Here is a 19,549-nt window from a genome sequence, read left to right as displayed (position 1 = left end):
TCGCGGCGGTTCAGTCACCCAGGTATCGATGGACAAACCGCATCGCCAGCAAGCTGGCTCCTACAGCAAGCCTTTAAAAATCCTTGCAAAGCCGCAATCCGTCATAGATCGCCGCATGGGTATTGCGCTGGGCCACGCAGTCGCCGATCCGGAACAGCAGGTAACCATCACCCGGCTCGCTGAGGCACGGCTGGGGCTGGATCGCGAACAATGCGTCGATATCGATCTGGCCCTTGTTGCGCGAACCTTCCTTGAGCGCGTAATAAATCGCCTCGTCCGGGCGCACGCCGTTTTCGATCACCACCTGATCGACCACCCGCTCTTCCTTGGCGCCGGTGTATTCGTTCTCCAGCACTGCCACCAGCTTGTCGCCTTCGCGGTAGACCTTCTCCAGCATCATGTCCCCGGTCATGATCACTTCCTTGGGGTACATGCTGCGGTAGTAGGTCGGGAACGAGGTGCCACCAACCGCGACCCCTGGCTTGATGTCGTCGGTGACGATTTCCACCAGGCTGCCTTTATCCGCCAGGTAATCGGCGACCGACATACCGGTGAACTCGCAAATGGTGTCGTAGACCAGCACGTTCTTGCCCGGCGCGACCTTGCCGTCCAGCACGTCCCAACTGCTGACCACCAGACCTTCGGCGGCGCCCCAGTGCTCGTTCTGCTCCAGGAACGGATGCCCGCCCACGGCCAGGACGATGATGTCCGGACGCAGATCGAGAATCGTCGCTACATCGGCGGCGGTGCCGAGTCTCACGTCGACCTTCAGGCGCGCCAGTTCCAGCTGGAACCAGCGGGTGATGCCGGCGATCTGGTCGCGTTGCGGAGCCTTGGCGGCGATGCTGATCTGGCCGCCGATGGCCTCTTTCTTTTCGAACAGCGTCACGTCGTGACCCCGCTCGGCGGATACCCGCGCCGCTTCCATGCCAGCCGGCCCCGCGCCCACCACCACGACCTTGCGTTTCGGTCCGGCGGACTTTTCGATGATGTGCGGCACACCCATGTACTCGCGGGATGTCGCGGCGTTCTGGATGCAGAGCACGTCGAGGCCCTGGTACTGGCGGTCGATGCAATAGTTCGCGCCGACACACTGCTTGATCTGATCGACCTGCCCCATCCTGATCTTGGCGATCAGATGCGGATCGGCGATATGGGCGCGGGTCATGCCGACCATGTCGACATAGCCGCCTTCCAGAATGCGCGTCGCCTGATTCGGGTCCTTGATGTTCTGCGCGTGCAGGACCGGCGCCTTGACCACCTCCTTGATCCCGGCTGCCAGATGCAGGAACGGCTCCGGTGGATAACTCATGTTCGGAATGACGTTCGCCAGGGTGTTGTGGGTGTCGCAGCCAGAACCCACGACCCCGATGAAATCGATCATGCCGGTCTGGTCGTAGTACTTGGCGATCTCCTTCATATCCTCGTGGCTGAGGCCGTCAGGGTGAAATTCATCACCACAGATGCGCAGGCCCACGCAGAAGTCAGGGCCGACTTCCTTGCGCACCGCCTTGATGACTTCCAGGCCGAAGCGCATGCGGTTTTCAAAGCTGCCGCCCCACTCGTCGGTGCGCTTGTTGACCCGCGGACTCCAGAACTGATCGATCATGTGCTGGTGCACGGCCGACAGCTCCACGCCGTCCAGACCCCCGGCCTTGGCGCGCGCTGCGGCGCTCGCGTAGTTGCCGATGACGCGCCAGATTTCCTCGGGCTCGATGGTCTTGCAGGTCGCGCGGTGTACAGGTTCGCGAATGCCGGAGGGCGACATCAGGGTCGGCCAGTGGTCGCCATCCCAGCGTGAGCGCCGTCCCATGTGGGTAATCTGGATCATGATCTTGGCGCCATGCTTGTGCATGGCGTCGGCCAGGTTCTGGAAATGCGGGATGATCCGGTCGGTCGCCAGGTTGACCGACTTCCACCAGCCTTGCGGGCTGTCGATGGCAACGCTGGACGAACCGCCGCAGATCGCCAGGCCGATGCCGCCCTTGGCCTTTTCTTCGTAGTATTTGACGTACCGGTCGGTCGTCATCCCTCCGTCGGTGGCGTACACCTCGGCGTGCGCGGTACTGAGCACGCGGTTGCGTATCGTCAGCTTGCCGATCTGGATAGGCTGGAACATCGCCTCGAAAGCCATAACCTGAACCTCGCCTTGCTTAAGCTGGCTTGACGACGAACAGACCGTCGTCATGACCTTCTTCCGAGCCGCTGTAAACCTGCTCGGCTACGGTACGGATCTGGCTGCCGCGAGCCGCGAGGATCTGGTCCATCGCGCCGGCGAACCAGCCGGTGAACATGTAATCGACCTTGCGCCCGACCTTGCCGTACACGTACACGAAGCAGGAGTGCTCCAGCTTGACGCTGGCCGTGCCCTGGTCCAGATCGATGTCCTGGATCTTGAACAGGCCCCAGCCGCGCCGCGACAGGCGCTTCATGTAGTGTTCGAACACCGCGACGCCTTCCAGGCCGTGGCATTCGGCCTCTTTTTCACACCAGTGCCAGGCAGACTTGTAGCCGGCCTTGTAGAGAATCTCGGCATAGGCGTCGGCGCCCAGCACTTCCTCGATGCCCATGTGGTTGTTGACGAAGAAATGGCGCGGCACGTACAGCATCGGCAGCGCGTCGGACGTCCACACGCCGGTTTCGCTGTCGACTTCGATGGGCAGTTGCGGGGCGATCTTTGCCATGGGTCAAACTCCAGACATTCGGGTTCGTTCCCGCTGTGCGTTGACAGCGGGAGTGCAATTCGGTGAGAGGGCTGCGAAAACGTTATTCGAGCCAGACGTCTTTCAGGACGTTGAGCCAGTTCTCGCCCATGATCTTGCGCACCACCCGCTCGGAATGACCGCGCTTGAGCAGGGTTTCAGTCAGGTTCGGAAACTCGCCCACGGTGCGGATGCCCAGCGGGTTGATGATCTTGCCGAAGTTGGTCAGGCGCCGGGCGTAGCCCTTGTCGTGGGTCAGGTACTCGAAGAACTCCTGACCGTGGCCCTGGGTGAAATCGGTGCCTATACCGATGGCGTCTTCCCCGACGATGTTCAGGGTGTATTCGATGGCTTCGGCGTAGTCGTCGATGGTCGAATCGATGCCCTTGGCGAGGAACGGTGCGAACATGGTCACACCGACGAAGCCGCCATGATCGGCGATGAACTTCAGTTCCGCGTCGGACTTGTTGCGCGGGTGCTCCTTGAGCCCGGACGGCAGGCAATGGGAGTAGCACACCGGCTTCTTCGATTCGAGAATGACTTCTTCGGAGGTCTTGGAGCCTACGTGGGACAGGTCGCACATGACGCCGACCCTGTTCATCTCGGCGACGATCTCGCGGCCGAACCCGGACAGTCCGCCGTCGCGCTCGTAGCAGCCGGTGCCGACCAGATTCTGGGTGTTGTAGCACATCTGCACGATGCCCACGCCGAGCTTCTTGAAGACCTCGACGTAGCCGATCTGGTCTTCATAGGCATGGGCGTTCTGGAAACCGAACAGAATGCCGGTCTTGCCCAGCTCCTTGGCCTTGCGGATGTCGGCCGTGGTGTTGACCGGCATCACCAGATCGCTGTTTTCGCGCATCAGCTTCATGCTGCTGCAGATGCTGTCGATGGTGGCCTGGAACCCTTCCCATACCGATACCGTGCAGTTGGCCATGGTCAGGCCGCCCTTGCGCATGTCTTCGAACAGCTCACGGTTCCATTTGGCAATGATCAGCCCGTCAATGACGATGCTGTCGGCGTGCAACTCGGCTGGGCTCATCAGGCTGTCCCCTTCAATGTTCCGCACCGATCGGTTGCCGGTGCTGTTGGGGGCCAGCATATGCCGCCGGGTCGGCGGAGCCGGGTGCAAAAACGACAGGGGGTTTGCCGAAAGCGTCAAGTTGCGACATTGGAGCGGACTGCCGTGCGACCCCGCTTCTTATACCTGTTCTTTACCGCGCGCTTGGGCCAGAATTCAGCGCATCCATGAAGCGGAGCGACCCGATGAAAGCGTTTGTCCTCACCCTGGCCTTGATGGCGACTGCCGTGACCGCCGTTCACGCCGCCGAAGACCCCGAAACCACGCCTTGTGACGGTGTCGACGGCGACAGCCAGACCCTGGAGTGTTCGGTCTACAGCCGCCATACCGCTGAAGAGTTGCTCAAGGAAAACTTCCAGAACCTGCTGGCCCGGGTTCAATCGCAATTCGTCGCCAACAAGACCCAGTTCAATGACTTCACCAGTAAGCTCAAGACCGCGCAGCAGGCGTGGGAAAAGCTGCGTGATGCCGATTGCGCGGTGGAAGTCTTCCCGTCGGCGGCCGGGAGCAAGGCCTACACCATCAGCGAAAACGACTGCATCGCGCGCATGAGCGATGAACGCTCCGAGTACCTGGAATCGATCGCGCAGGAATGAGGCGATTTATGAGATAACCTGTTTCATCCTTGAACCAGAATCTCAGGCGTCCTCATGATCATTTGCGGTGTAGAAATCAAAGGCAGCGAAGCGATCTTCGCCTTGGCAAGCCGAACGGCCAGCGGCGTCGCCCACGTGCCATTGGCGACCCGCAAGCTGGCACTGGCGGATGACGACGAAGCCGCCAGTGTAAAAGCCTTCGCGACGCAGATCGCCAACTTCCTGCGGGAGAACGGCATCAGCCATATCGCCATCAAGAAGCGCAGCAAAAAGGGCGAATTCGCCGGCGGCCCCACCACCTTCAAGATCGAGACGGTCTTGCAGCTGATGACCGATTGCGACGTGGTGCTGGTATCGCCCCAGACCATCAACGCGCAGAACAAGAAACATCAGTTCGACCTGCCCGGCACCCTCAACAAATACCAGCACGAAGCCTTCAAGACCGCTTGCGCAGGGCTGATGAAGGCCGCGTGATCCGACGTTATCGACTGTAGGAGCGGATTCATCCGCGATCTGCCGCAAAGCGGCAAATGCGGTATTCCAGATGCACCGCGTCGTTCCCATCGCCAGCAAGCTGGCTCCTACGATCATTCACCCTGTAGGAGCCAGCTTGCTGGCGATGATTTTTCACCGACGCATAAAAAACCCGCATTTCTGCGGGTTTTTTCATGACGCGGTCGATCAGTTGATCTTGGCATCCAGTTCGCCGCGCGCGTAGCGCTCGAACATGGCGTCCAGGGAGATCGGCTTGATCTTGGAGGCGTTGCCGGCGGTGCCGAACGCTTCGTAGCGCGCGATGCAGACGTCGCGCATGGCGGTGACGGTCTTGGCCAGGTATTTGCGCGGGTCGAACTCGCTGCGGTTCTTGGCCATGAACTCACGGATTGCACCGGTGGACGCCAGACGCAGGTCGGTGTCGATGTTGACCTTGCGCACGCCGTACTTGATGCCTTCGACGATTTCCTCGACCGGAACGCCGTAGGTTTCCTTGATGTCGCCGCCGTATTCGTTGATCACCTTCAGCCATTCCTGCGGAACGGACGAGGAACCGTGCATCACCAGGTGAGTGTTCGGGATGCGCTTGTGGATTTCCTTGATGCGCTCGATCGCCAGGATGTCGCCGGTAGGCGGCTTGGTAAACTTGTAGGCGCCGTGGCTGGTGCCGATGGCGATGGCCAGGGCGTCCACCTGAGTCTTCTTCACGAAGTCGGCCGCTTCTTCCGGGTCGGTCAGCATCTGGCTGTGGTCCAGAACGCCTTCCGCGCCCACGCCGTCTTCTTCACCGGCCATGCCGGTTTCCAGAGAACCCAGAACGCCCAGTTCGCCTTCCACCGAAACGCCGCAGGCGTGAGCGAAGGCAACGACGCGACGGGTCACGTCGACGTTGTATTCGTAGGTGGTCGGCGTCTTGCCGTCGACACCCAGCGAACCGTCCATCATGACCGAGCTGAAGCCCAGCTGGATCGAGCGCTGGCAGATATCGGGGCTGGTGCCGTGGTCCTGGTGCATGACGACCGGGATATGCGGGAATTCTTCGACCGCGGCCAGGATCAGGTGACGCAGGAACGGGGCGCCGGCGTATTTGCGGGCACCGGCCGAAGCCTGAACGATCACTGGAGAGTCGGTCTTGTCGGCCGCTTCCATAATGGCGCGCATCTGTTCCAGGTTGTTTACGTTGAAAGCTGGAACGCCGTAACCGAATTCGGCGGCGTGGTCCAACATCTGGCGCATGCTGATAAGTGCCATTGTCTGTCTCTCTCCCGGTAGGGTCGTTAATCGTGCAAGCCTGCCGTAGCGGCGGCCGCTGTTCAAGTTATACGCAGCGGCGGGCAGCCGTGCGGGTGGTGCATCGGCTGCGTATTACCTGGCTTTGCAGCCGCGACCGATCAAATCATTGGTAGCGTCCCAGTAGATCACACCTTCGTGACCCTTTTTGACGAACGCCAGCACGTTGTTGGTGAAGAGCGTCCCTTCCGAAGCGCCGGGTTCGGCCTGCAGCCTGAAGACCTGATCGCTTTCGTTGAGGCGCACATCGACCTGCTTTTCGCTGGAATCGGTGAAACGCCAGTGCACCTCGGCCATGCTATCGCAACGCCAATGGTTCCATGGGTCGCTTTGCTGCGGGGCCGGACTGCTCGCGCAGCCTCCAAGCATCGCCAGTGCCGCAAGTGCCAACAAGCCTTTCATTCATTCTCCTGGCCTGCCCGACAACCGGCACTCGGCGAGCGCTTCGGTCTGTCAGGGGCAGTTCTGTTCCTGGTTACGATCGTCGACCGGCTCGCCAGTGACCCGCGACTCGACGCGCTGGGCGTTGTCGGTCGTTGGTACATCCACGGAGGCCGGGCTGAATACTTCACAGGTTCTGGCGTGGGTTCCGGAACCGCTACAGCCTGCAACGGCAAAGCAGCTTACAAGCGCCAGGGCGGCGATTTTCATGGCGACACTCCTTTTCGGAAAGTGATTCACCACTACAGACCGCCACGCGCGGCAGATGTTGCCGACAACGGTTCAGCGACGGTTCAGCGACACGCCACGTTGCCGACCTGAGGCATGAATTCGTAACGATCCCATACCTCGCGGCCGCCGCGCTTGTAGATGACAGGCACTGTCTCAGCCTGCCATCTGGCCTGATAGCAGCTGAGCTGCAGCGGCTGAGCCTGGGCCGTCGCTTGCGCATCTTCCTCTGCCGGTCCGCTTGCACAGCCGGCCAGCAGGCCGGCCATGAAAAACAACGGTAACGCCCTGGTCATCTGCCACTCCCTTGCCTGAGCCGTCTCAGCTCTTGGCGCGCTGTTCGAGCATTTCCACCGCTGGCAGGACCTTGCCTTCCACGAACTCGAGGAACGCACCGCCGCCTGTGGAGATGTAGGAAATCTGCTGAGCGACGTCATACTTGTCGATGGCCGCCAGCGTGTCACCGCCGCCTGCAATGGAGAACGCCGGGCTTTCGGCAATCGCCTTGGCCAGGGTGCGGGTGCCGCCACCGAACTGGTCGAATTCGAAGACGCCGACCGGGCCGTTCCACAGGATGGTTTTGGAGGATTTCAGCAGCTCGGCGAAGTGCGCGGCGGTCTGCGGGCCGATATCGAGGATCATGTCGTCATCGGCCACGTCGGCGATCAGCTTGGTGGTGGCTTCGGCGTCTTCGGCAAATGCCTTGGCAACCACCACGTCCACCGGCAATGGCACGCTGACCTTGGCGGCGATGGCGCGCGCGGTGTCCAGCAGATCCGGCTCGTACAGCGACTTGCCGACCTTGTGGCCTGCAGCTGCAAGGAAGGTATTGGCGATGCCGCCGCCCACGATCAACTGGTCGCAGATCGCGCTGAGGCTGTTGAGCACGTCGAGCTTGGTCGACACCTTGGAACCTGCGACGATTGCAGCCATCGGCTTGGCCGGCGAACCCAGCGCCTTGCCCAGGGCTTCCAGCTCGGCAGCCAGCAAAGGACCGGCCGCAGCAACCTTGGCGAACTTGGCGACCCCGTGGGTCGAACCTTCGGCGCGGTGGGCGGTGCCGAACGCGTCCATGACGAACACATCGCACAGCGCCGCATACTTCTGCGCCAGCTCGTCGGCGTTCTTTTTCTCGCCCTTGTTGAAGCGCACGTTTTCGAACAGCACCACGTCGCCCGCTTTCACGTCTACGCCATCCAGATACTCGGCGATCAGCGGCACTTCACGGCCCAGGGCTTTGCTGAGGTAGTCGGCGACCGGCTTGAGGCTGTTCTCGGCCGAGAATTCACCTTCGGTCGGACGACCCAGGTGCGAGCAGACCATCACGGCCGCGCCCTTTTCCAGCGCCAGCTTGATGGTCGGCAACGAAGCGAGAATGCGTGCGTCGCTGCTGACAGCGCCGTCCTTGACCGGTACGTTGAGGTCTTCGCGAATCAGTACACGCTTACCTTGCAGATCGAGGTCGGTCATCTTCAACACGGTCATGTGGCGTTCCTGTTTTTACTGTTATTGGTCCGCGACGCGCAGAAAGTGCTCCGCGACGTCGAGCATTCGATTGGCAAAGCCCCACTCGTTGTCGAACCAGGCCAGCAGGTTGACCAGCCGGGGGCCGGACACGCGGGTCTGACTGGCGTCGACGATAGCCGAATGCGGGTCATGGTTGAAATCACAGCTGGCATGCGGCAATTCGGTGTAGGCCAGCAAGCCCTTGAGCGGGCCGCGGGTAGCGGCGTCGCGCAAGATCCGGTTGATCTCGACAGCATCGGTATCACGCGCGGTTTGCAGCGTGATGTCCAGACACGAGACGTTGACCGTGGGTACGCGAACTGCTTTGGCCTGAATTCGGCCGGCAAGTTCCGGAAGCAATCGCTCGATCCCGCGAGCCAGACCGGTCGACACCGGAATGATCGACTGGAAAGCCGAACGCGTACGACGCAGATCCTCGTGGTGATAAGCGTCGATGACCGGCTGATCGTTCATGGCCGAGTGGATCGTGGTGATGGTGATGTAGTCCAGCCCCAGCGCCTCGTCCAGCAGGCGCAGCAAAGGAACGCTGCAATTGGTGGTGCAGGACGCTGCCGATACCAGCAGTTCATCGCCGGTCAGTTCGTGCTGATTGACGCCGAACACGACCGTGGCGTCGACATCCGCTTCGCTGGCCATCGGCTGGGAAAACAGCACACGCGGCGCGCCGGCATCGAGAAAGCGCTGGCCATCTTCGCGAGTGTTATAGACACCCGAGCATTCGAGCACCAGATCGACTTCCAGCGCGGCCCAGTCGATGCCTTCCGGCGTCGGGCTGCGCAGGACGCGAATCCGGTGATCATTGATGTGCAGGTATTCGCCCTCGACTCGCACTTCGCCGGGGAACCGGCCATGGGTGGAGTCGAAACGCGTGAGGTATTCGAGGCTGGCCATGTCGGCCAGGTCGTTGATGGCAACGACTTCAAACCCTGCCCCGGCACCCCGCTCGCACAATGCGCGTACCACGCAACGACCGATTCGGCCGTAACCGTTCAGAGCGACTTTGTAAGGACGGGGTCGGGGCATTCTGGCTCACAAGGAAATTATGAGCCCCAGTGGGAGCGAGCTTGCTCGCGAATGCAACAACGCGGTGCTAATGGCACACCGCGTTGTCCTTTTTCGCGACCAAGGTCGCTCCGACAACGGGGCAGATCTGATATCAGTCTTCAAGCAGCTCTTCGGCAGTGCTCAGCACGTTTTCCAGCGTGAAACCGAACTCTTCGAACAGCGCCGACGCAGGGGCCGACTCGCCGAAGGTGGTCATGCCGATCACGCGACCTTCCAGACCGACATACTTGTACCAGTAGTCGGCATGGGCAGCTTCGATGGCGATACGGGCGCTGACCTGCAGCGGCAGAACCGACTGCTTGTAGCCTGGGTCCTGAGCTTCGAACACGCTGGTGCACGGCATGGAAACCACGCGTACCTTGCGGCCCTTGGCGCTCAGCGCGTCGAACGCCTGCACGGCCAGACCGATTTCCGAACCGGTCGAGATCAGGATCAGCTCCGGCTCGCCGTCGCAATCGCGCAGCACGTAACCGCCACGGGCGATATCAGCCAGTTGCGCCGCGTCTCGAGCCTGATGCGGCAGGTTCTGACGGGAGAAGATCAACGCCGACGGGCCGTCGTTGCGCTCGATGGCGTATTTCCAGGCCACTGCCGATTCGACGGCATCGGCCGGACGCCAGGTGTCCAGGTTCGGCGTGGTGCGCAGGCTGGTCAGTTGCTCGACCGGCTGGTGAGTCGGACCGTCTTCGCCCAGACCGATGGAGTCGTGGGTGAACACGTGGATCACGCGCTTCTTCATCAGAGAGGCCATGCGCACGGCGTTGCGAGCGTATTCCATGAAGATGAGGAAGGTCGCGCCGTACGGTACGAAACCGCCGTGCAGGGCGATACCGTTCATCATCGCCGCCTGACCGAACTCACGCACACCGTAGTGCAGGTAGTTGCCGTTCGGGTCTTCGCCGGTGATGCTCTTGCAGCCTTTCCAGATGGTCAGGTTGGAACCTGCCAGGTCGGCCGAACCGCCCAGGAATTCAGGCAGCAACGGGCCGAACGCGCTCAAGGTGTTCTGGCTGGCCTTGCGGCTGGCGATGGTCTCGCCCTTGGCGTTGACTTCATTGATGTAGGCAGTTGCCTTGTCGGCGAAATCGGCCGGCAGCTCGCCGCTCATGCGACGGATGAACTCGTTGGCCAGCTCGGGGTGCGCGGCGGAGTAGGCAGCGAAACGCTGGTCCCAGTCGGCTTCGGCGGCCAGGCCTTTTTCCTTCGCATCCCACTCGGCGTAGATGTCGGCCGGGATCTCGAACGGACCGTGGGTCCACTTCAGGGCGGCGCGGGTCAGGGCGATTTCGTCGGCACCCAGCGGCGCGCCGTGGGATTCTTCCTTGCCCTGCTTGTTCGGCGAGCCGAAACCGATGGTGGTCTTGCAGCAGATCAGGGTCGGCTGATCGCTCTTGCGAGCGGTGTCGATGGCGGTCTTGATCTCGTCGGCATCATGGCCGTCGACGTTGCGGATGACCTGCCAGCCATAGGACTCGAAGCGCTTGGGCGTATCGTCGGTGAACCAGCCCTCGACTTCGCCGTCGATGGAGATGCCGTTGTCGTCGTAAAAGGCGATCAGCTTGCTCAGGCGCAGGGTGCCGGCCAGCGAAGCAACTTCGTGGGAGATGCCTTCCATCATGCAGCCGTCGCCCATGAACACATAGGTGTGGTGGTCGACGATGTTGTGGCCCGGACGGTTGAACTGGGCGGCGAGGGTCTTCTCGGCGGCAGCGAAACCGACGGCGTTGGCGAAACCCTGGCCCAGCGGGCCGGTGGTGGTTTCGACGCCAGGGGTATAGCCGAACTCCGGGTGACCCGGCGTGCGGCTGTGCAACTGACGGAAATTCTTCAGGTCGTCGATGGACAGATCGTAGCCGGTGAGATGCAGCAGCGAGTAGATCAGCATCGAACCATGCCCGTTGGACATGATGAAACGGTCACGGTCGGCGAACGCCGGGTTGGCCGGGTTGTGCTTCAGATAATCGCGCCACAGCACTTCGGCGATATCCGCCATGCCCATCGGGGCACCGGGATGGCCGCTGTTGGCTTTCTGCACGGCATCCATGCTGAGGGCACGAATGGCGTTGGCACGCTCACGACGGCTTGGCATCGCTGATCTCCTGGAAAGAAGGAATGGGATCTGAAAAAGACGGCCATTTTCCCTCAGGGACTGTCCGGGGGCAATGACAGATAGTAACCATAGGTGGTTTTTCCCGATGCGAAGACGTATCGACCCGTAACGCCGGCTGACAACAGCGCCCGCAAAGCGGGGTGACGCAGCCGGGCATCGAGCAATATCAAAACTTTTTGATATTGAACTTGCGACTCTCGGTATCGCTCTCTAGACTGCGATGCTTATGAACCTGCCCGTTTCCGCGCTGCGCCCCGACGATTGCGACGACCTCTCCGCCCTGTGCAAGGCCGGGGGCGATCCGTTGCGACTCAACGTCCTGCGCGCCTTGAGCAACGATTCGTTCGGAGTGCTGGAGCTGACGCAGATCTTTGCCATAGGTCAGTCGGGCATGAGCCATCACCTCAAGGTGCTGGCCCAGGCAGGCCTGGTCGCCACCCGACGCGAGGGCAATGCGATCTTTTATCGGCGCGCCCTGCCGCATACGGAACGGCCGGGGGGCAGGCTTCATGCGGCCCTGCTCGATGAAGTCGACGCACTGACGCTGCCGGTCGAGGTGCTGGAGCGAATCGACCGGGTCCATCGGCAGAGAGCGCTGGCCAGCCAGGATTTCTTTGCCCGTACGGCCGAGAAGTTCCGCGCCCAGCAGGACCTTATCGCCGGGCTCGCCCAGTATCGCGAGAGCCTGCTGGCGTTGCTCGACAAGCTCAGCTTCGATCCGGGCGCGACGGCACTGGAAGTCGGCCCTGGCGACGGCGGTTTCCTGCCGGAACTGGCGCGCCGCTTTCAGCACGTCACGGCGATGGACAACAGTCCGGCCATGCTGGAGCTGGCACGCGAGCTGTGCACGCGCCAGAACCTGACTCATGTGGAATTGCTGTTGGCCGATGCATTGGCAGACACCAGTAAAGTGCAGGTCGATTGCGTCGTATTGAACATGGTGCTTCACCATCTGGCCGCTCCGGCCGACGCCTTGAAACAGCTGGCCGGCCACCTGCGACCGGGCGGCAGCCTGCTGGTGACGGAATTGTGCAGCCACGACCAGAGCTGGGCCCGGGAAGCCTGTGGCGATCTCTGGTTGGGTTTCGAACAGGAAGATCTGGCCCGTTGGGCCATCGCTGCGGGGCTAGTTCCCGGGGAAAGCCTCTATATAGGCTTACGTAATGGTTTCCAGATTCAGGTCCGCCATTTTCAGCGACCGGCTGGCGACACTCACCATCGGTAAACAATCAGGAAACCCGTAGAGATGAGCGAATACTCACTTTTCACCTCCGAGTCCGTGTCCGAAGGACACCCGGACAAGATCGCCGACCAGATTTCCGATGCGGTACTGGACGCCATCATCGCTGAAGACAAGTACGCCCGTGTAGCGTGCGAAACCCTGGTCAAGACCGGCGTGGCGATCATCGCCGGCGAAGTGACCACTTCGGCCTGGGTCGATCTGGAAGACATCGTGCGTAACGTCATTCTCGACATCGGCTACGACAGCTCGGACGTCGGCTTCGACGGCGCGACCTGCGGCGTGATGAACATCATCGGCAAGCAGTCGGTGGACATCGCCCAGGGCGTCGACCGCACCAAGCCTGAAGATCAGGGCGCGGGCGACCAGGGCCTGATGTTCGGCTATGCCAGCAACGAAACCGACGTGCTGATGCCTGCGCCGATTTCCTTCTCGCATCAGCTGGTACAGCGTCAGGCCGAGGCCCGCAAATCCGGCCTGCTGCCCTGGCTGCGCCCGGACGCCAAGTCCCAGGTCACCTGCCGCTACGAAAACGGCAAGGTCGTTGGCGTGGACGCGATCGTACTGTCTACCCAGCACAACCCGGATGTGTCCTACAAGGACCTGCGCGAAGGCGTGATGGAGCTGATCGTCAAGCACGTGATTCCGGCCGAATTGCTGCACAAGGACACCCAGTTCCACATCAACCCGACCGGCAACTTCATCATCGGTGGCCCGGTGGGTGACTGCGGCCTGACCGGTCGCAAGATCATCGTCGACACTTACGGCGGCATGGCTCGCCATGGTGGCGGTGCGTTCTCCGGCAAGGACCCGTCGAAAGTCGACCGTTCCGCCGCCTACGCCGGTCGTTACGTCGCCAAGAACATCGTCGCCGCGGGCCTTGCCGAGCGTTGCGAGATCCAGGTCTCCTACGCCATCGGCGTCGCGCAGCCGACTTCGATCTCTCTGAACACCTTCGGCACCGGCAAGCTGTCGGATGACAAGATCATCCAGCTGGTGCGTGAGCATTTCGACCTGCGTCCATACGCAATCACCACCATGCTCAACCTGCTGCACCCGATGTACAAGGCGACCGCCGCCTATGGTCACTTCGGTCGTACCCCGTACGAAATGACCGTCGGCGACGACACCTTCACCGCCTTCACCTGGGAAAAAACCGACCGCGCCGAAGCGCTGCGCGTAGCGGCTGGTTTGTAACAGGCTGCACGCCATATCGCCAGCAAGCTGGCTCCTACATCATACCCCGTAGGAGCCAGCTTGCTGGCGATCAGCTGTGTCCTGACACAACTCCGAAAAACCCCGCAACGACCCCGATTTCTCTCCTTGATCCTCTCCCGCTAGCCTTCCTTGCTCATCTTCCAAGCAAGGACGCTTCGATGTTTTCGCCTTATTCCCTTCTGCTATGCGGCGCGTTCGCCTTTTACTGCATCACGGCTGAAGCCAACCCGTGCCCCGACTGGCAGCCCGACCGGGCCCGGTCGGAAATAACCGTTCTGCAGACACGCATTGCAGAATGGGACCAGAGCTATCACCGCGACGGCATTTCGCTGATCGCCGACGAACTCTATGACCAGTCGTTGCAACGACTCGCGAGCCTCAAGCGCTGTTTCGCCTCCATTCCGCTGGACGAGCACGACCCGCTTGCCCGCTCCGCCGGGCCCGTCGCGCATCCGATCGCCCATACCGGACTGAACAAGCTTCCCGACGAGCTTGCTGTACACGCCTGGCTGAAGGGCAAAAGCGACGTCTGGATTCAACCCAAGGTCGACGGCGTCGCCGTGACGCTTACCTATCGGAACGGTCGGCTGGTGCAATTGATCAGCCGGGGCGATGGAACGCGAGGTCAGAACTGGTTGCCGCATGCCGCGAATATCCCGGCAATCCCCGCCACCCTGCCCTGGCAAAAAACCCTCGTTCTGCAGGCGGAGCTGTACTGGAAGCTTCCAGGTCACGTCCAGGCCAGCGCGGGCGGCCTGAACGCCCGGAGCAAAGTTGCCGGGCTGCTGGCCCGCACATCCATTACCCCTGAGCAAGGTGCGAATGTCGGACTGTTCGTCTGGGACTGGCCGGACGGTCCGTCGACAATCGAAGAGCGGCTGGCGGGACTCAAGGCGTTGGGTCTGGACGACAGTCTCGGATTCAGCGAACCGGTGCGCACCTTCGAGCAGGCCAGTGCCTGGCGCGAGCACTGGTATCGCAATCCCATGCCGTTCGCATCCGATGGCGTGGTCCTGCGCCAGAGCGAACGCCCCGACGCCTCGCGCTGGCAGGCCCGGGCGCCGTACTGGATTGCCGCCTGGAAGTATCCGCATGCGCAGACACTGGCCGAGGTGCGCAAGGTCAGCTTCAACATCGGCCGTAGCGGCAGAATCACGCCGATGCTCGAGCTCAAGCCAGTCCGGCTCGATGACCGCACCATCAGCCGCATCAGTGTCGGCTCGCTGCAACGCTGGCAGGCGCTGGACATCCGGCCGGGTGACCTGGTGGCAGTGAGCCTCGCGGGCCTGACGATTCCGCGTTTCGACAGCGTGGTCTCCCGGGCGGCAGAGCGGCCCGAGCTGAATATTCCTCGCGCGGAGGATTATCACGACCTCAGTTGCTGGCAGCCGACGCCCGGCTGCGAAAGCCAGTTTCGCGCCCGGCTGGTCTGGCTCGCTGGCAAGCGTGGTCTGGCGCTGCCCGGCATCGGGCCGGGCACCTGGGACAAGTTGATCGAGGCCGGGCAAATACAAGGCTTGCTCGACTGGATGTCCCTGGAGCAATCACAGATTGATAAGATTCCGGGCTTTGCCGCTCGAAGCAGCGCTAAACTGCTCGACAGTTCGCGGATCGCCCGGGAGCGCCCCTTCCACAGCTGGCTCAGGGCCATCGGCCTGCCACCGACCGGGGAGGCGTCCTTGCCGGACAACTGGAGCGAACTGGCGAGCCGCAGCCTGGAGCAGTGGCAGGCTCAACCGGGCATCGGGCCGGGTCGAGCCCTGGCGCTCCATGCCTTTTTTCAAGACCCGCAGGTGCGCGAGTTGAGCACCGAACTCAGGTCGCAAGGCATCAAGGGTTTTTAAGTACGTTCAATGCCGGGTTTCATCGTCGTTTATGCCCGGATTGCAAGGAGTTGATATGAAGTTTTTCTCATCGCTGGTGTTGCTGACCGGGTGCACGCTGTTGGCAACCCCGCTGCTGGCTGCCCAAGAAGCGCCGCCGGTGCCTGAATGCCTGGTCAAGAGCCAGGAGATCAGCAGCAAAATCCAGGAAGCGAAAGCCGAAGGGAACAAGAATCAGCAGATCGGCCTGGAAAAGGCGTTGAGCGAGGTGAACGCCAACTGCAGCGAGACCTCCCTGCTCAAGCAGCGCGAACAGAAGGTACTGGACGCCAAGCGCGAAGTCAGCCGCCGGCAGAACGACCTCAACAAGGCGATGACCAAGGGCGATCCGGAACGCATCAACAAGCGCAAGGACAAGCTGGCCGAATCACGCAAGGAACTGCAGGACGCGCAATCGGAACTGGAAAAGGTCCAGCCGCCGGAGTGATGGAATGACCGGACCGGCGCCCGTGGGAGCCAGCTTGCTGGCGATGCGATCTACCTGATACACCGCATCGTCAGGTTTGCTGCCGCTTCGCGGATCGTCGGAATGCCGCCCACAGCAAGCTAGCTCCTACGCGGAAATACGGGTCATCAGCCCGCCGGGACGGCCGCGAATCCGAACAGGGCGATGATCAGCCCCAGGCCGACCAGCCAGATGATCGAGCGCAGGGCGGCGAGATCGGCCAGGTAAAAAATGATGTACAACAGACGGCTGGTCAGGAACAGCACCGCCAGCACATCGATGGTCACCAGCGAGGCGTTGTCGGTGATGTGCGCGATGATCACCGCCGCCGCGAAGAACGGATTGACCTCGTAACTGTTCTGCTGCGCCGCATGGGCACGTCGCGGGAAGCCTTCGAGTGTGTCGAGAAACGCCCTGGGGTCACGATTATGACCGGACTTGAACTTGCCGCTGCCGAACTTGGCGATCGCCGCGCAGATCACCGGTAGCAGGAAGGCAACCATTACGCACCAGAAAGCAACTGTCATACATCATCCTCTTGATTGGGCATTGTTGCCGGCCGGCCGGCTGCAAGCTAAGAGCGAGGTCCGGCCGAAAGGTTCGTGGCTTATTTGCAACGTACGGCCGCTCCTGTGGTCAACGCCTCCCCGACACGCGCATTGCATGTGTCCGCCGTCCACCCCCGCACATCCTAGTAAAGCCCGGGTAACAGCCAGTCACTGCTGTCGGGCAGGATTTTGAACTGGAATTACAGGAAAACGGATGCTTGAACTCGCTGCTGGTTTTATCTGCCTCACTTCACTGCTGACCTATGTGAACTTCCGCTTTATCGGTCTGCCGCCCACCATCGGCGTGATGGTTACAGCATTGCTGTTCTCGCTGATACTTCAAGGTCTGAGCGTCATCGGCTTTCCGGGACTCGAAGCACATGTGCAACAACTGATCGGCCAGATCGACTTTGGCGATTTGCTGATGAACTGGATGTTGTCGTTCCTGCTGTTCGCGGGCGCGCTGCACGTCAATCTCTCCGACCTGCGTAGCTATCGCTGGCCCATCGGCCTGCTGGCGACCTTTGGCGTACTGATCGCCACCACCGTGATCGGCGCCTTGTCCTACTGGATCTTCTCGCTGTTCGGCTGGCACGTGAGTTTCCTGTACTGCCTGCTGTTTGGCGCGCTGATCTCGCCGACCGACCCTATCGCGGTACTGGGCGTGCTGCGTACGGCCAATGCTTCCAAGCCGCTCAAAACGACGATTGTCGGCGAGTCGCTGTTCAATGACGGTACGGCGGTCGTGGTGTTCACGGTTCTGCTGGGCATCGCACAGTTGGGCGAAACGCCGAGCGTCAGTGAAACCGCGATCCTTTTCGCCCACGAAGCGATAGGCGGCATTCTGTTCGGTGGTCTGATCGGTTACGCCGTGTACCTGATGATCAAGAGCATCGAGCAGCATCAGATCGAGGTGATGCTGACCCTGGCGCTGGTGATCGGTGGCTCGGCCATGGCGTCCGAACTGCATGTGTCCGGTCCTATCGCGATGGTCGTGGCGGGTCTGATCATCGGCAACCTGGGGCGCAATTTGGCGATGAACGACATGACTCGCCGCTACATGGACGGCTTCTGGGAGCTGCTCGATGACATGCTCAATGCGCTGCTGTTTGCGCTGATCGGCATGGAGCTATTGTTGCTGCCGTTCTCCTGGCTGCATCTGGGTGCCGCGGGCCTGCTGGCGGTGGCGATTCTGCTGTCGCGGTTCGTGACCGTCGCGCCGGCGATCCTGTTGCTGCGCCGCTGGCGGAATGTACCGCAGGGCACTATTCGCATCCTGACCTGGGGCGGCCTGCGCGGCGGCGTGTCGGTGGCCCTGGCGCTGGCGCTGCCGGTTGGCCCGGAGCGTGATCTGCTGCTGAGCATCACCTACATCGTCGTGCTGCTGTCGATTCTGTTGCAGGGTCTGACCATCGGCAAGCTGGTGCGCGCGGTGACCGGTTCGACCGCCGCCCCGCAGGACGCTTCCCACTAGCCGTGTCTCGCCAGGCGCTTCCATTGCCGGCGCGTTTGGCTAAGATGCCCGGACCGTCCGCCTGCCGCGGGCGGTCCATCGATGCACAGGAGCAGTAATGTCCACTGACGAGGAACTCGCCATCGCCGGCGGCACACCGATGATCCCGGATCAGCGCCGCGAGCTGATGCTGCGCGAGCTGCGCAAGCATCAGGTGCTCAGCGTTCATCAGCTGATGGAGATGTTCGACTGCTCGCACATGACCATTCGGCGCGATATCGCGCTGCTGGAGCAGGAAGGGCGCGCCTATTCGGTGACCGGCGGGGTGCGCATCGCCAGTCAGGTGCACAGCGAGCCGAGCCACCAGTCCAAGGCCGTAGTGGAGCTGCCGCACAAGCAGGCCATGGCGCGCCTCGCCGCCGGCCTGCTGCACCCGGACATGACGATCTACATGGATGCCGGCACCAGCACGCTGGAAATCGTCCCGTACATCACCGCCATGTCCGGCATGACCGTGGTGACCAATGACTTCGGGATCGTCAACGCGCTGGCCGACGCGACGCATGTGGACGTGATTCACACCGGCGGTCTGCTCGATCATCCCAACCGGTCCAGCGTCGGCGGGCTGGCGGCGGCCACGCTGCGCCAGCTCGCGACGGACGTGGCGTTCATGTCCACCAGCTCATGGGATCTGCAACGCGGCACCACGACGCCATCGGCGTTGAAGGTCGAGGTCAAGCAGGCGGCCATGCAGTCGGCATCGCAGACGGTGCTGGTCGCGACCAGTTCCAAGTACGGCACCTTCGGCATGTACAAGATCGCCAGCCTGGACCAGTTCGACACCATCATCACCGACACCGCCCTGGCCGAAGCGGCCGCCGATGGCATTCGCAAACAGCGGATCGAGCTGTTGCTGGCGCCAGTGAGCGGCAAACGCTGAGGCTGCGTTACACCTGTAGGAGCCAGCTTGCTGGCGAAACGTCAGACCAGACGCCACAACTACAGCGCCTTATCGCCAGCAAGCTGGCTCCTACGGGAGCGTGTGCCCCCTCCCATCAAGCCCCTCACGCAGGGGCTTTTTTGTGCCCGTATGAATCTTCGATGTGAATATTTGTTAAAAACAAAAAAGACTTCACATTATTCACTCACAGGTTCACTATCGGATTCACAGATCAGAACACTCTCGTCCGACTGCCGGCGCAGCGGGCATCGACACTGAATCGAGGA

The 19,549-nt window shown here is 61.7% G+C and carries 20 protein-coding genes; 8 read left to right on the top strand and 12 right to left on the bottom strand.

The features are described 5' to 3' along the window. Positions 1 to 73 precede the first annotated feature (73 nt). From dgcA to TRP66_RS08685, 3 genes are all read right to left on the bottom strand, one after another. Entirely contained in the window at positions 74 to 2,134 is a 2,061-nt protein-coding gene (gene dgcA, locus TRP66_RS08695) for a dimethylglycine demethylation protein DgcA (RefSeq protein WP_333401123.1), read from the bottom strand. A 19-nt stretch (positions 2,135 to 2,153) separates the two neighbouring features. Beyond that, positions 2,154 to 2,684: a DUF5943 domain-containing protein gene (locus TRP66_RS08690; protein ID WP_333401122.1), complete on the bottom strand. Its 531-nt coding sequence runs from the start codon at positions 2,682 to 2,684 to the stop codon at positions 2,154 to 2,156. Positions 2,685 to 2,766: 82 nt separating this feature from the next. Beyond that, positions 2,767 to 3,744 (bottom strand): dipeptidase, encoded by a 978-nt coding sequence (locus tag TRP66_RS08685; protein WP_333401121.1) that lies wholly within the window; start codon positions 3,742 to 3,744, stop codon positions 2,767 to 2,769. A 224-nt stretch (positions 3,745 to 3,968) separates the two neighbouring features. Between TRP66_RS08685 and TRP66_RS08680 the strand changes: the two genes are divergently transcribed. Together TRP66_RS08680 and TRP66_RS08675 are read left to right on the top strand one after the other, a co-directional pair. Next, complete coding sequence (locus tag TRP66_RS08680; protein ID WP_333401119.1) at positions 3,969 to 4,379, top strand: lysozyme inhibitor LprI family protein; 411 nt, start codon at positions 3,969 to 3,971, stop codon at positions 4,377 to 4,379. Between the two features lie 54 nt (positions 4,380 to 4,433). Beyond that, a complete protein-coding gene (locus TRP66_RS08675; protein WP_333401118.1) occupies positions 4,434 to 4,853 on the top strand; it encodes a DUF3010 family protein in 420 nt (139 codons plus the stop codon). 28 nt (positions 4,854 to 4,881) lie between these two features. Here TRP66_RS08675 and TRP66_RS08670 read toward each other — a convergent pair whose 3' ends face one another. The 8 genes from TRP66_RS08670 to tkt all read right to left on the bottom strand — a co-directional run bounded on the left by TRP66_RS08670 (position 4,882) and on the right by tkt (position 11,514). After that, the gene (locus tag TRP66_RS08670; RefSeq protein WP_333401117.1) at positions 4,882 to 5,049 is read right to left on the bottom strand and encodes a hypothetical protein; all 168 of its coding nucleotides are present in this window, start codon (positions 5,047 to 5,049) and stop codon (positions 4,882 to 4,884) included. Positions 5,050 to 5,060: 11 nt separating this feature from the next. Next, positions 5,061 to 6,125, bottom strand: a complete 1,065-nt coding sequence (gene fba, locus TRP66_RS08665) for a class II fructose-bisphosphate aldolase (protein WP_333401116.1) — start codon at positions 6,123 to 6,125, stop codon at positions 5,061 to 5,063. Positions 6,126 to 6,239: 114 nt separating this feature from the next. Then, positions 6,240 to 6,566, bottom strand: a complete 327-nt coding sequence (locus tag TRP66_RS08660; protein ID WP_333401115.1) for an MliC family protein — start codon at positions 6,564 to 6,566, stop codon at positions 6,240 to 6,242. Between the two features lie 51 nt (positions 6,567 to 6,617). Next, positions 6,618 to 6,815 (bottom strand): hypothetical protein, encoded by a 198-nt coding sequence (locus TRP66_RS08655; protein ID WP_333401114.1) that lies wholly within the window; start codon positions 6,813 to 6,815, stop codon positions 6,618 to 6,620. An 83-nt stretch (positions 6,816 to 6,898) separates the two neighbouring features. Then, positions 6,899 to 7,129 carry a hypothetical protein gene (locus tag TRP66_RS08650; RefSeq protein WP_333401112.1) on the bottom strand — a complete coding sequence of 77 codons (231 nt, stop codon included), beginning with the start codon at positions 7,127 to 7,129 and terminating at the stop codon, positions 6,899 to 6,901. 25 nt (positions 7,130 to 7,154) lie between these two features. After that, a complete protein-coding gene (locus tag TRP66_RS08645; protein ID WP_333401111.1) occupies positions 7,155 to 8,318 on the bottom strand; it encodes a phosphoglycerate kinase in 1,164 nt (387 codons plus the stop codon). A 21-nt stretch (positions 8,319 to 8,339) separates the two neighbouring features. Continuing rightward, positions 8,340 to 9,383 carry an erythrose-4-phosphate dehydrogenase gene (gene epd / locus TRP66_RS08640; RefSeq protein ID WP_333401109.1) on the bottom strand — a complete coding sequence of 348 codons (1,044 nt, stop codon included), beginning with the start codon at positions 9,381 to 9,383 and terminating at the stop codon, positions 8,340 to 8,342. A gap of 133 nt (positions 9,384 to 9,516) precedes the next feature. Beyond that, the gene (tkt, locus tag TRP66_RS08635) at positions 9,517 to 11,514 is read right to left on the bottom strand and encodes a transketolase (protein WP_333401108.1); all 1,998 of its coding nucleotides are present in this window, start codon (positions 11,512 to 11,514) and stop codon (positions 9,517 to 9,519) included. Between the two features lie 247 nt (positions 11,515 to 11,761). Here tkt and TRP66_RS08630 point away from each other — a divergent pair, with 247 nt between their 5' ends. The 4 genes from TRP66_RS08630 (at position 11,762) to TRP66_RS08615 (ending at position 16,303) form a co-directional block, all read left to right on the top strand. Next, on the top strand, positions 11,762 to 12,760 hold the full coding sequence (locus tag TRP66_RS08630; protein WP_333401107.1) for an ArsR/SmtB family transcription factor: 999 nt from the start codon (positions 11,762 to 11,764) through the stop codon (positions 12,758 to 12,760). Between the two features lie 21 nt (positions 12,761 to 12,781). After that, entirely contained in the window at positions 12,782 to 13,972 is a 1,191-nt protein-coding gene (gene metK / locus TRP66_RS08625; RefSeq protein WP_333401106.1) for a methionine adenosyltransferase, read from the top strand. A gap of 179 nt (positions 13,973 to 14,151) precedes the next feature. Beyond that, the gene (ligB, locus tag TRP66_RS08620; RefSeq protein WP_333401105.1) at positions 14,152 to 15,837 is read left to right on the top strand and encodes an NAD-dependent DNA ligase LigB; all 1,686 of its coding nucleotides are present in this window, start codon (positions 14,152 to 14,154) and stop codon (positions 15,835 to 15,837) included. Positions 15,838 to 15,892: 55 nt separating this feature from the next. Next, positions 15,893 to 16,303, top strand: a complete 411-nt coding sequence (locus tag TRP66_RS08615) for a DUF1090 domain-containing protein (protein WP_333401103.1) — start codon at positions 15,893 to 15,895, stop codon at positions 16,301 to 16,303. A gap of 146 nt (positions 16,304 to 16,449) precedes the next feature. On the opposite strand, the gene TRP66_RS08610 is transcribed toward TRP66_RS08615, so the two are convergent. After that, a complete protein-coding gene (locus TRP66_RS08610; RefSeq protein ID WP_333401102.1) occupies positions 16,450 to 16,848 on the bottom strand; it encodes an MAPEG family protein in 399 nt (132 codons plus the stop codon). A 235-nt stretch (positions 16,849 to 17,083) separates the two neighbouring features. Between TRP66_RS08610 and TRP66_RS08605 the strand changes: the two genes are divergently transcribed. After that, positions 17,084 to 18,343, top strand: coding sequence for a cation:proton antiporter (locus tag TRP66_RS08605; protein ID WP_333401101.1), 1,260 nt, complete (start codon positions 17,084 to 17,086; stop codon positions 18,341 to 18,343). Positions 18,344 to 18,440: 97 nt separating this feature from the next. Beyond that, a complete protein-coding gene (locus tag TRP66_RS08600) occupies positions 18,441 to 19,262 on the top strand; it encodes a DeoR/GlpR family DNA-binding transcription regulator (protein ID WP_333401100.1) in 822 nt (273 codons plus the stop codon). The last annotated feature ends 287 nt before the right edge of the window (positions 19,263 to 19,549 follow it).

Source organism: Pseudomonas sp. JDS28PS106, from assembly GCF_036706555.1.
Taxonomy (GTDB): domain Bacteria; phylum Pseudomonadota; class Gammaproteobacteria; order Pseudomonadales; family Pseudomonadaceae; genus Aquipseudomonas.
Note: the sequence above shows the minus strand (reverse complement) of the source record. Positions and strands in the feature narration are given on the sequence as shown.

What these genes read in the sequence shown, in the direction of transcription:
- dgcA (WP_333401123.1), bottom strand. Translation starts at nt 2,134, where the DNA reads ATGGCTTTCGAGGCGATGTTCCAGCCTATCCAGATCGGCAAGCTGACG.
- TRP66_RS08690 (WP_333401122.1), bottom strand. Translation starts at nt 2,684, where the DNA reads ATGGCAAAGATCGCCCCGCAACTGCCCATCGAAGTCGACAGCGAAACC.
- TRP66_RS08685 (WP_333401121.1), bottom strand. Translation starts at nt 3,744, where the DNA reads ATGAGCCCAGCCGAGTTGCACGCCGACAGCATCGTCATTGACGGGCTG.
- TRP66_RS08680 (WP_333401119.1), top strand. Translation starts at nt 3,969, where the DNA reads ATGAAAGCGTTTGTCCTCACCCTGGCCTTGATGGCGACTGCCGTGACC.
- TRP66_RS08675 (WP_333401118.1), top strand. Translation starts at nt 4,434, where the DNA reads ATGATCATTTGCGGTGTAGAAATCAAAGGCAGCGAAGCGATCTTCGCC.
- TRP66_RS08670 (WP_333401117.1), bottom strand. Translation starts at nt 5,049, where the DNA reads ATGAAAAAACCCGCAGAAATGCGGGTTTTTTATGCGTCGGTGAAAAAT.
- fba (WP_333401116.1), bottom strand. Translation starts at nt 6,125, where the DNA reads ATGGCACTTATCAGCATGCGCCAGATGTTGGACCACGCCGCCGAATTC.
- TRP66_RS08660 (WP_333401115.1), bottom strand. Translation starts at nt 6,566, where the DNA reads ATGAAAGGCTTGTTGGCACTTGCGGCACTGGCGATGCTTGGAGGCTGC.
- TRP66_RS08655 (WP_333401114.1), bottom strand. Translation starts at nt 6,815, where the DNA reads ATGAAAATCGCCGCCCTGGCGCTTGTAAGCTGCTTTGCCGTTGCAGGC.
- TRP66_RS08650 (WP_333401112.1), bottom strand. Translation starts at nt 7,129, where the DNA reads ATGACCAGGGCGTTACCGTTGTTTTTCATGGCCGGCCTGCTGGCCGGC.
- TRP66_RS08645 (WP_333401111.1), bottom strand. Translation starts at nt 8,318, where the DNA reads ATGACCGTGTTGAAGATGACCGACCTCGATCTGCAAGGTAAGCGTGTA.
- epd (WP_333401109.1), bottom strand. Translation starts at nt 9,383, where the DNA reads ATGCCCCGACCCCGTCCTTACAAAGTCGCTCTGAACGGTTACGGCCGA.
- tkt (WP_333401108.1), bottom strand. Translation starts at nt 11,514, where the DNA reads ATGCCAAGCCGTCGTGAGCGTGCCAACGCCATTCGTGCCCTCAGCATG.
- TRP66_RS08630 (WP_333401107.1), top strand. Translation starts at nt 11,762, where the DNA reads ATGAACCTGCCCGTTTCCGCGCTGCGCCCCGACGATTGCGACGACCTC.
- metK (WP_333401106.1), top strand. Translation starts at nt 12,782, where the DNA reads ATGAGCGAATACTCACTTTTCACCTCCGAGTCCGTGTCCGAAGGACAC.
- ligB (WP_333401105.1), top strand. Translation starts at nt 14,152, where the DNA reads ATGTTTTCGCCTTATTCCCTTCTGCTATGCGGCGCGTTCGCCTTTTAC.
- TRP66_RS08615 (WP_333401103.1), top strand. Translation starts at nt 15,893, where the DNA reads ATGAAGTTTTTCTCATCGCTGGTGTTGCTGACCGGGTGCACGCTGTTG.
- TRP66_RS08610 (WP_333401102.1), bottom strand. Translation starts at nt 16,848, where the DNA reads ATGACAGTTGCTTTCTGGTGCGTAATGGTTGCCTTCCTGCTACCGGTG.
- TRP66_RS08605 (WP_333401101.1), top strand. Translation starts at nt 17,084, where the DNA reads ATGCTTGAACTCGCTGCTGGTTTTATCTGCCTCACTTCACTGCTGACC.
- TRP66_RS08600 (WP_333401100.1), top strand. Translation starts at nt 18,441, where the DNA reads ATGTCCACTGACGAGGAACTCGCCATCGCCGGCGGCACACCGATGATC.